This window comes from Methylophaga sp. UBA4204 (assembly GCF_002379485.1).
Taxonomy (GTDB): Bacteria; Pseudomonadota; Gammaproteobacteria; order Nitrosococcales; family Methylophagaceae; genus Methylophaga.
On sequence record NZ_DFTU01000078.1, the window covers coordinates 27,409 to 27,770 of the forward strand.

1 protein-coding gene is annotated in these 362 nt (G+C 49.2%); it reads left to right on the forward strand.

Annotated features, from left to right (window positions below):
* The coding region (locus B3182_RS11205) for a PhoX family protein (RefSeq protein ID WP_292752770.1) at positions 1–362 on the forward strand (362 nt) is incomplete at both ends.

Consider the following 362-nt stretch of genomic DNA (forward strand, 5'->3'; position numbering starts at 1 on the left):
ATCGCTTTGGCTGGATGGTTGAATTTGATCCGTATAACCCACAAAGCATTCCGGTAAAACGGACCGCACTGGGACGTTTTGCCCATGAAAATGTGGCGCACAAAATAGGCAGGGACGGCCGTTTGGCATTTTATTCAGGTGATGATTCCAAATTTGAATACATCTATAAATTTATTACCCGCGATGCCTGGGATGGCAGTCTGGGCGCACATCATGGTCGGTTGCTGGATGATGGCATTCTCTATGTTGCACGCTTTGAAGAGGATGGCAGCGCCCGTTGGTTGCCGCTGCTGTTTGGTGAAAATGGGTTAACGACTGAAAACGGGTTTGTCGATCAGGCCGATGTACTGGTTCATGCCCGA